This is a genomic window from Litchfieldella qijiaojingensis (genome assembly GCF_014651875.1).
Taxonomy (GTDB): Bacteria; Pseudomonadota; Gammaproteobacteria; order Pseudomonadales; family Halomonadaceae; genus Litchfieldella; species Litchfieldella qijiaojingensis.
This window is the reverse complement of record NZ_BMXS01000021.1, coordinates 72,111-80,819: the sequence shown is the minus strand read 5'-3', so window position 1 is coordinate 80,819 and position 8,709 is coordinate 72,111. Positions and strand designations below refer to the sequence as shown.

The following is an 8,709-nucleotide window of genomic DNA, read 5'->3' as shown; positions in this document are numbered from 1 at the left end:
GCCGCTTCCGTGCAACCCCGAATCGCCCAAACGATCCGAAAAAGCCCAACGAAAACAGCCACTTCGGCCACTCACCACCGCCCGCAACGTTTGCCCGTCGCCGGCAGCGGATGCGTACTTTACGGATCCCAGGGCCCGCTGACAAGCCCTACGGAGAAAAAATTCATTCCTTGCCGGGTGACCGCCTCATCTTGCGCATCAACGCCATCACTGGACCGGACGCCACATAGGCTCCGAACAGCAGCAGCAGCATCACTGAGGGCTCGACCGAAATAACGACGAAGCCGAGTACGATCGCCAGCAGAACCACGAAGGGGACCGGCCCCTTGAGGTCGATGTCCTTGAAGCTGTAATAGCGGATATTGCTGACCATCAGCACACCGGCAGCCGCCACAAGCAGCAGCATCAGCAACTTGAAGCCGAAGGCGTCGGCGTCGAAGCTGTGGAATGTCCACACGCTGGCCGCCACCAGGGCCGCCGCCGAGGGGCTTGGCAAGCCGATGAACCACTTCTTGTCGACACTGCCGAGCTGCACATTGAAACGGGCCAATCGCAAGGCGGCACAAGCCACATAGAGGAATGCCACGACCCAACCGGTCTTGCCGATATCCTGCAGAATCCAGGTAAAGGCCACCAGTCCTGGCGCCACCCCGAAGGAGAGCATGTCGGAGAGGCTGTCGTATTCGGCGCCGAAGGCGCTCTGGGTATTGGTCAGACGCGCCACGCGACCATCCAGACCATCCAGAATCATGGCAATGAAGATGGCGACAGCGGCCGCGGTGAAGTCGCCATTGATGCCGGCAACCACAGCGAAGAAGCCCGAGAACAGCGCCGAGGTCGTGAACAGGTTGGGCAGCAGATAGATCCCCCTGCGCCGCACCTTCTTGCCGTCTTCCACCGCTTCTTCGACGACTTCCGTCTCACGCACGAAAGTGGAGGCAATATCATCGTCGGCATGTTCGGCCTTTTCATGCTCGGTGTTACTAGGCTCTTGGCTCATGAGTCTCGTTCCGTTGCCATACAAGGCGCCCAAGGCGCCCTTGTGATTCTACACCCTCAGTCCATCAACAATAGCGAATATCGGCCAATCCCCATGCAAGAAGGGCGCGGAAATCCGCGCCCTTCCTTGTCATCAGCTAGTCAGTCCATTCAGTTCTTGGACTTGTCGACCAGTTGGTTGGCCGCGATCCAAGGCATCATGGCGCGCAGCTTGGCACCTACCTGCTCGATCTGGTGCTCGGCATTCAGGCGGCGGCGAGCGGTCATCGACGGATAGTTGGTGTTGCCTTCATTGATGAACATCTTGGCGTACTCACCGGTCTGGATACGCTTCAGAGCATTGCGCATGGCTTCACGCGACTGCTCGTTGATAACTTCCTGGCCGGTGACGTACTCGCCATACTCCGCATTGTTGGAAATGGAGTAGTTCATGTTGGCGATACCGCCTTCGTACATCAAGTCGACGATCAGCTTGAGCTCGTGCAGACACTCGAAATAGGCCATCTCCGGCGCATAGCCAGCCTCAACCAGCGTTTCGAACCCAGCCTTGACCAGTTCCACAGCACCACCACACAGGACGGTCTGCTCACCAAACAGATCGGTTTCGGTCTCGTCCTTGAAGGTGGTTTCGATGATGCCGCTGCGTCCACCGCCGATCGCGGCGGCATAGGACAGCGCCAGCTCCTTGGCGGAACCAGTGGCATCCTGGTGGATGGCGATCAGGTCGGGAATACCACCACCCTTGACGAATTCAGAGCGCACGGTATGGCCCGGGGCCTTGGGCGCGATCATGATCACGTCCAGGTCGGGGCGCGGCTCGACCTGGTTGTAGTGGATGTTGAAGCCGTGAGCGAAGGCCAGGGTGGCGCCCTCTTTGAGGTTGGGCTCGACTTCCTGCTCGTAGATGGCTTTCTGGTTCTCGTCCGGCGCCAGGACCATCACCACGTCGGCGCTCTTGCAAGCTTCCGGCACGGTAGCGACCTTGAGCCCGGCTCCTTCCGCCTTGGCCGCGGAAGAAGATCCCTGACGCAGGGCGACGGTGACATCGACGCCAGATTCCTTGAGGTTGTTGGCATGGGCATGGCCTTGGGAGCCATAGCCGACGATGGCGACCTTCTTGCTCTGGATCAGCGACAGATCGCAATCCTTATCGTAGTAAACACGCATGATGATCTCCTGATTCGAGTGATGTGGAAAACGGTGTCAGCGTTGATGGCAACCCACGCCGTCTATCGCGGCGCTTGGAGTATTTGGTGCCGATGCGGACAAGATACGGCAGGACAACGCATTGCGTAAAACGCTATATTTGCAACATCACGAACCGAAAAATGAAATATAGCCACCATGGACCTGCGCCCCCTGCAACATTTCCTGAGCCTTACCGAGACACTGCACTTCGGGCGTGCCAGCGATGCCTGCCATGTCAGCCCGTCGACCCTGAGCCGTAGCATTCGCCAGCTCGAAGACAGTCTAGGCGTGGCGCTGTTCGAGCGCGACAATCGCCACGTCGCCTTGACCCGGCAAGGTCGGTTGTTTCAGCAATACGCGCGTGAAGCACTGGAACAATGGGAACTGATCCGGCATACGCTGATGGAGGAAACCCAAGAGTTGTCCGGCGAGATCAGTATTTACTGCTCGGTCACCGCCAGTTACAGCTTCCTCTACGAACTGCTGAGCGACTTTCGCGCACGCCATCCTCGCATCGAGATCAAGTTGCATACCGGCGACCCCGCCGAGTCCATGGCACGCGTATTGGCCGGCGAAGAAGACATGGCGATCACTCCGCGCCCACGCACGCTGCCCGAGTCTCTGGCTTTCAAGCCGATGACGACCTCGCCACTGGTGTTCATCGCCCCACGCGATGGAGCCCCCTGGATTCCCGCTAACCCAGAGATCCCGAGCCCCGAACAGTGGCGGCAGGTTCCGATGATCCTTTCGGAATCGGGGCTAGCCCGCGAGCATAGCAACACCTGGTTCAAGGCGCTGGGTATCGCACCGCAGATCTATGCTCAGGTGGCTGGCAACGAGGCCATCGTCAGCATGGTGGGCCTAGGGTTTGGCGTCGGCATAGTGCCAAGGATCGTGCTCGACAATAGCCCGCTGGTCGACCGGATTCGCATACTTCCGGTCAAGCCGGAGCTGCCACATTACGATGTAGGCTTATGCGTGGCACAGCGGCGCTTGAAGAGCCCGCTGATCAGCGCCTTATGGGCAGAGGTGTAAATCCAAGTAGCTCCCGGATAGTAAAAAGCCGCTCCGAAGAGCGGCTTGACGACTGGCGGCCGGTTGCCGACGGCTACAAGCTCAGCACCTTGTCGCCGCGGGCAATCCCCGAGACGCCGGTGCGCGCAACTTCTAGGACTCCTACCGGGGCCATCGCCTGCAGGAAGGCATCCAGCTTTCCGGCATCGCCGGTGATCTGCACCGTATACAGGCTCGGCGTCACGTCAACGATCTGCGCACGGAAGATATCCGCGGTGCGCTTGACCTCGTCGCGAGCCGCGCCCAGGGCCTTGACCTTGACCAGCATCAGTTCGCGCTCGATGTGATTGCCTTCGGTCAGGTCGACCAGCTTGACCACGTCGATCAGCTTGTTGAGATGCTTGGTGATCTGCTCGATCACGCGGTCGTCACCGATGGTGGTCACCGTCAGGCGGGACAGCGTAGGATCATCGGTGGGCGCCACGTTGAGCGTCTCGATGTTGTAGTTACGCTGGGCAAAGAGCCCCACCACGCGGGACAGGGCGCCGGGTTCGTTTTCCATCAGGATCGAGATGATATGGCGCATCAGGTCCGCTCCGTCTTCGAAAGCAGCATGTCACGCATGGAGCCCAGGGGCACCTGCATCGGGTACACGTGTTCGCGCGGGTCGACATAGACATCGAGGAACACTAGCTCGTCCTTGTCGGCAAAGGTCCGTTCCAAGGCCGACTCGAGCTCTTCCTTCGTCTCCACCCGCAGGGCGGTGAAGCCATACGACTCGATCAGTTTCTGGAAGTCGGGGAGCGACTCCATGTAGGAATGCGCGTGACGGGACTTGTAGTTGAGGTCTTGCCACTGGCGCACCATGCCCAGCGAGGCATTGTTGAGATTGACGATCTTGACGCCGACCCCGTACTGCTTACAGGTCGACAGTTCCTGCATCATCATCTGGAAACTGCCCTCGCCGGTCACGCAGATCACCTGGTCATCCGGATAGTTGAGCTTGATGCCCATGGCCGCCGGGAAGCCGAAGCCCATGGTTCCCAGCCCGCCGGAGGTGATGAAGCGATTGGGCTTGGCGAACTTGTAGTACTGTGCGGCGAACATCTGGTGCTGCCCCACATCGGTGGTGATGAACGCCTCGCCGCGAGTAGCCTTGTACAGTGCCTCGATCACCTCCTGCGGCTTGAGTTGTTCGCCCGGCTGCGATGGCTCGTAGAGCTTGCCGTGTCGCTCCTCGCGCCAACCGTCGATCTTCTCCCACCATTCGGCAAGTGCCTCGGGATGAGCAATCTCCTTGCCCTGCACCAGGCTGATCATTTCGTTGATAACGCCCTGGGCCGGCCCGACGATGGGCACATCGGCACGTACCGTCTTCGACACCGAACTAGGATCGATATCGACGTGGATGATCTTGGCCGTGGGGCAGAATTTGGAGGTGTTGTTGGTCACCCGGTCATCGAAACGCGCCCCGATGGCAATGACCAGGTCAGAGTGGTGCATGACCATGTTCGACTCGTAGGAGCCATGCATGCCCAGCCAGCCCAGGCACTGACGGTCTCCCTGCGGGTAGGAACCGATCCCCATCAAGGTGGTGGTTATCGGGAAGCCTAGCCGCTGCACCAAGTCGGTCAGCGCCTCGCTGGCATTGCCGGTGACCACACCGCCGCCGGTGTAAAACACTGGGCGCTTGGCCTTGAGCATCAGCTCGACGGCTTTCTTGATCTGGCCGGTATGACCACGGGTGACCGGGTTGTAGGAGCGCAGCTTGACCTTCTTCGGATAGACATACTCGTAGCGCTCGGTGGGAGCGGTCATGTCCTTGGGTATGTCCACCACTACTGGGCCAGGCCGCCCGGTCGAGGCCAGGTAGAAGGCCTTCTTGAGAACTTCGGGAATCTCGGAGGGATGCCGTATCGAGAAGCTGTGCTTCACGATCGGGCGAGTCACGCCGATGATATCGGTCTCCTGGAAGGCATCGTCGCCGATCAGGTGGCTCATCACCTGACCGCACAACACCACCATCGGAATCGAGTCCATGTAGGCGGTGGCAATACCGGTCACGGCGTTGGTTGCGCCGGGGCCGGAGGTGACCAACACCACGCCCGGCTTGCCCGATGCACGGGCATAGCCATCGGCGGCGTGAGTGGCGGCCTGTTCGTGTCGCACCAGAATGTGCTTGACCTTATCCTGACGGAACAGGGCGTCGTAGATATGCAACGCCGCTCCACCGGGATAACCGTAGATGTATTCGACGCCCTCGTCCTGAAGGAAGCGGGCGATCATATCGGCGCCGGAAAGCAGTTCCACTGTGTCTCTCCCCTGGAGGTCTCGAGTGCCATGCCGTGCGCGATAGCGCTACGGCGTTCGAGTGCGGCGGTATGCCGCTGCCGGTCAATGCCGGCACCTGATGCCAAACCCTGGCGTCCTTAGGCCCGGTTGGGGCCTGCACTCTCATCACGGCGGTTTGCCGCGTCGGGGGCGTTGGCCAGGCCAGGCGGTTAGCCCAAACCCGGAATGTCCTTCGGCGGGTAGAGGCCATGAGGCCTACCCTTCGCGCGGTGATAGGGGATTGCCCGTTAACGTCCGCGCCCGTAATCAGGAACCGTCAAGATTCCAATAGCGCCGCGAGACTGTCAACCGTGAAACAGCGTCGGGTAGCCCAAACACGACCAATCGGCAAGGAAAAACGCCGGGGATAGGCAAAAATGCCCGCCTCTCAAGAAGAGAAGCGGGCCGAGGGGTCGTGGACGCGACCGGTTGAGAGAGTTACTTGCTGAACACCAGACGACCGTCGTCGGTCTTCACCTTGATGGTATCGCCCGGCACGAACTTTCCGGCCAGCAGGTCCTGGGCCAGAGGGTTCTCGATCCGGCTCTGGATCGCGCGCTTGAGCGGTCGGGCACCATATACCGGGTCGAAACCCACCACGGCGAGTTGGGCCAAGGCGTCGCTGCTGACCTCCAGCTTGAGATCGTGCTCGGCGAGCCGGTCGCGAAGACGGTCGAGCTGAATCTCGGCGATGGCTTGGATCTGCTCCTGCCCCAAGGCGTGAAACACCACCACCTCGTCAATGCGGTTGATCAACTCGGGGCGGAAGTGATCGGCAACCACCGCCATCACCATTTCCTTCATTTCGGCATAATTCTTATCGACATCACCGTTGTCGCTGCTTCCCATGCGCTGGATGATGTCCGAGCCCATGTTGGAGGTCATCACGATCACGGTGTTGCGGAAGTCGACGGTACGTCCCTGGCCATCAGTGAGGCGGCCATCCTCCAGCACCTGCAACAGGATGTTGAAGACGTCGTGATGGGCTTTCTCGACCTCGTCTAGCAGCAGCACCGAATAGGGCTTGCGACGCACTGCCTCAGTCAGGTAGCCACCTTCCTCATAGCCGACATAGCCCGGCGGCGCGCCAATCAGTCGCGCCACGGAGTGCTTCTCCATGAACTCGGACATGTCGATGCGTACCATGGCCTCCTCGGTATCGAACAGGAAGCTGGCCAACGCCTTGCACAGCTCGGTCTTGCCCACCCCAGTGGGACCGAGGAACAGGAAGGAACCGTTGGGACGATTGGGATCGGCCAATCCCGCCCGGGAACGGCGCACGGCATTGGCCACAGCGGTGACCGCCTCGTCCTGGCCGATGACGCGCGCGTGCAGCGCCTCTTCCATGCGCAGCAGCTTGTCGCGTTCGCCCTCGAGCATCTTGGCCACCGGGATGCCAGTCCAGCGCGACACCACCTCGGCAACTTCTTCCTCGGTAACACTGGAACGCAACAGCTTGTGCTCGCTGGCTTGCGCCGCTTCGCCCTCTTCGGCTTCCTTGATCTTGCGTTCGAGCTCAGGAATCACCCCATACTGCAACTCGGACATCCGGCCCAAGTCGCCCTGGCGCTTGGCGGCGTCAAGTTCGACGCGCGCCTTGTCGAGCTCGGCCTTGTACTGGGCCGCGCCTTCGATGCTAGCCTTCTCGGCCTTCCAGACCTCTTCCAGGTCGGCGTATTCACGAGACAGCTCATCGATCTGCGCCTCCAAAGTCTCGAGTCGCTTTTTGGAGGCCTCGTCGGTCTCCTTCTTGAGCTGCTCACGCTCCATCTTGAGCTGGATCAGACGGCGATCGAGACGATCCATCTCCTCAGGCATGGAATCGAGCTCCATGCGAATGCGCGACGAAGCTTCGTCGATCAGGTCGATGGCCTTGTCGGGCAGTTGACGATCGGTGATGTAACGCGCCGACAGCTTGGCCGCGGCGATGATCGCCGAATCGGTGATGGTAAGCCGGTGATGGACTTCATAACGTTCCTTGAGGCCACGCAGGATGGCAATGGTGTCCTCTTCGGAGGGTTCGTCGACCAGCACCTTCTGGAAGCGACGCTCGAGTGCGGCATCCTTCTCGATGTGCTTGCGGTACTCATCGAGCGTGGTGGCCCCCACGCAGTGCAACTCGCCACGTGCCAAGGCGGGCTTCAACATATTGCCCGCGTCCATGGCACCCTCGGCCTTGCCTGCACCAACCATGGTGTGCAGCTCGTCGATGAACAGGATCACCCGCCCCTCTTCCTGGGCCAGTTCGTTGAGCACTGCCTTCAGGCGCTCCTCGAATTCGCCCCGATACTTGGCACCGGCCAGTAAGGCGCCCATGTCCAGCGCAAGCACGCGCTTGTCCTTGAGCCCCTCGGGCACCTCGCCATCGACGATGCGATTGGCCAGCCCCTCGACGATGGCGGTCTTGCCCACGCCGGGTTCGCCGATCAATACCGGATTGTTCTTGGTGCGCCGCTGCAGCACCTGAATGGTACGGCGAATCTCGTCGTCGCGGCCGATCACCGGATCGAGCTTGCCCTCGGCGGCACGCGCGGTGAGATCCAGAGTGTATTTATCCAGCGCCTCGCGATTCTCCTCGGCGTTGGCGTCGTCGACGGACTGTCCGCCGCGCAAGCTGTCGATGGCAGCCTCGACCGCTTTACGGGTCAGGCCGGCCTGGGTCAACACCTTGGTCACGGCATGCCCCATATCCAGCGCGACCAGCAGCACCAACTCGCTGGCGATGAACTGGTCGCCACGCTTCTGGGCTTCGCGGTCGGCCAGGTTGAACAGCCGTACGAAATCACGCGACGGCTGCACTTCGCCGGTGAACTGGCCAACCTCGGGCAAATTATCCAGATACTGAACCAGCCCGCTGCGCAGCTTGCCGGTGTCGCCACCGGCCTTCTGCACCAGCCCCTTGATACCACTATCGGTGGCATCCAGCAGCGCCATCAGCAGGTGGCCAGGGTCAAGCTGATTATGCCCGCGCCCCACTGCCAGCGACTGGGCGTCGGCTACAGCATTCTGCAGCTTGCCAGTGAATTTATCGAATCGCATTCAAAGTCCTCCATGGGGTGACGGCGCGGTCGGACGCGCCGCTTGGCCCTGTGATTGCAACTTGACACTATCAATGGAGGTATGTTGGACCGCTTTCAAGTCGGCGGCCCGGGAAAGTCATGCGGGGTTGATGTGGAT

At 60.6% G+C, this 8,709-nt stretch carries 6 protein-coding genes; 1 reads left to right on the top strand and 5 read right to left on the bottom strand.

Annotation, left to right across the window (positions count from 1 at the left end):
• Positions 1 to 163: 163 nt before the first annotated feature.
• Together pssA and ilvC are read right to left on the bottom strand one after the other, a co-directional pair.
• Complete coding sequence (gene pssA, locus IE093_RS17370; protein WP_189471393.1) at positions 164 to 1,000, bottom strand: CDP-diacylglycerol--serine O-phosphatidyltransferase; 837 nt, start codon at positions 998 to 1,000, stop codon at positions 164 to 166.
• Positions 1,001 to 1,149: 149 nt separating this feature from the next.
• The gene (gene ilvC, locus IE093_RS17365) at positions 1,150 to 2,166 is read right to left on the bottom strand and encodes a ketol-acid reductoisomerase (protein ID WP_189471391.1); all 1,017 of its coding nucleotides are present in this window, start codon (positions 2,164 to 2,166) and stop codon (positions 1,150 to 1,152) included.
• Between the two features lie 177 nt (positions 2,167 to 2,343).
• Between ilvC and ilvY the strand changes: the two genes are divergently transcribed.
• Positions 2,344 to 3,222, top strand: a complete 879-nt coding sequence (gene ilvY / locus IE093_RS17360; RefSeq protein ID WP_189471389.1) for an HTH-type transcriptional activator IlvY — start codon at positions 2,344 to 2,346, stop codon at positions 3,220 to 3,222.
• 73 nt (positions 3,223 to 3,295) lie between these two features.
• Here the strand turns inward: ilvY and ilvN are convergent, their stop codons facing one another.
• From ilvN to clpB, 3 genes are all read right to left on the bottom strand, one after another.
• Positions 3,296 to 3,787: an acetolactate synthase small subunit gene (gene ilvN, locus IE093_RS17355; RefSeq protein ID WP_189471386.1), complete on the bottom strand. Its 492-nt coding sequence runs from the start codon at positions 3,785 to 3,787 to the stop codon at positions 3,296 to 3,298.
• On the bottom strand, positions 3,787 to 5,511 hold the full coding sequence (locus tag IE093_RS17350; protein ID WP_189471383.1) for an acetolactate synthase 3 large subunit: 1,725 nt from the start codon (positions 5,509 to 5,511) through the stop codon (positions 3,787 to 3,789). The genes ilvN and IE093_RS17350 overlap by 1 nt, the downstream gene beginning before the upstream one ends.
• Before the next feature lie 459 nt (positions 5,512 to 5,970).
• A complete protein-coding gene (clpB, locus tag IE093_RS17345; protein WP_189471381.1) occupies positions 5,971 to 8,571 on the bottom strand; it encodes an ATP-dependent chaperone ClpB in 2,601 nt (866 codons plus the stop codon).
• Positions 8,572 to 8,709 lie beyond the last annotated feature (138 nt).

Excerpts from the sequence above, each read along its gene's own strand:
- pssA (WP_189471393.1), bottom strand. The coding sequence starts at position 1,000 with ATGAGCCAAGAGCCTAGTAACACCGAGCATGAAAAGGCCGAACATGCC.
- ilvC (WP_189471391.1), bottom strand. The coding sequence starts at position 2,166 with ATGCGTGTTTACTACGATAAGGATTGCGATCTGTCGCTGATCCAGAGC.
- ilvY (WP_189471389.1), top strand. The coding sequence starts at position 2,344 with ATGGACCTGCGCCCCCTGCAACATTTCCTGAGCCTTACCGAGACACTG.
- ilvN (WP_189471386.1), bottom strand. The coding sequence starts at position 3,787 with ATGCGCCATATCATCTCGATCCTGATGGAAAACGAACCCGGCGCCCTG.
- clpB (WP_189471381.1), bottom strand. The coding sequence starts at position 8,571 with ATGCGATTCGATAAATTCACTGGCAAGCTGCAGAATGCTGTAGCCGAC.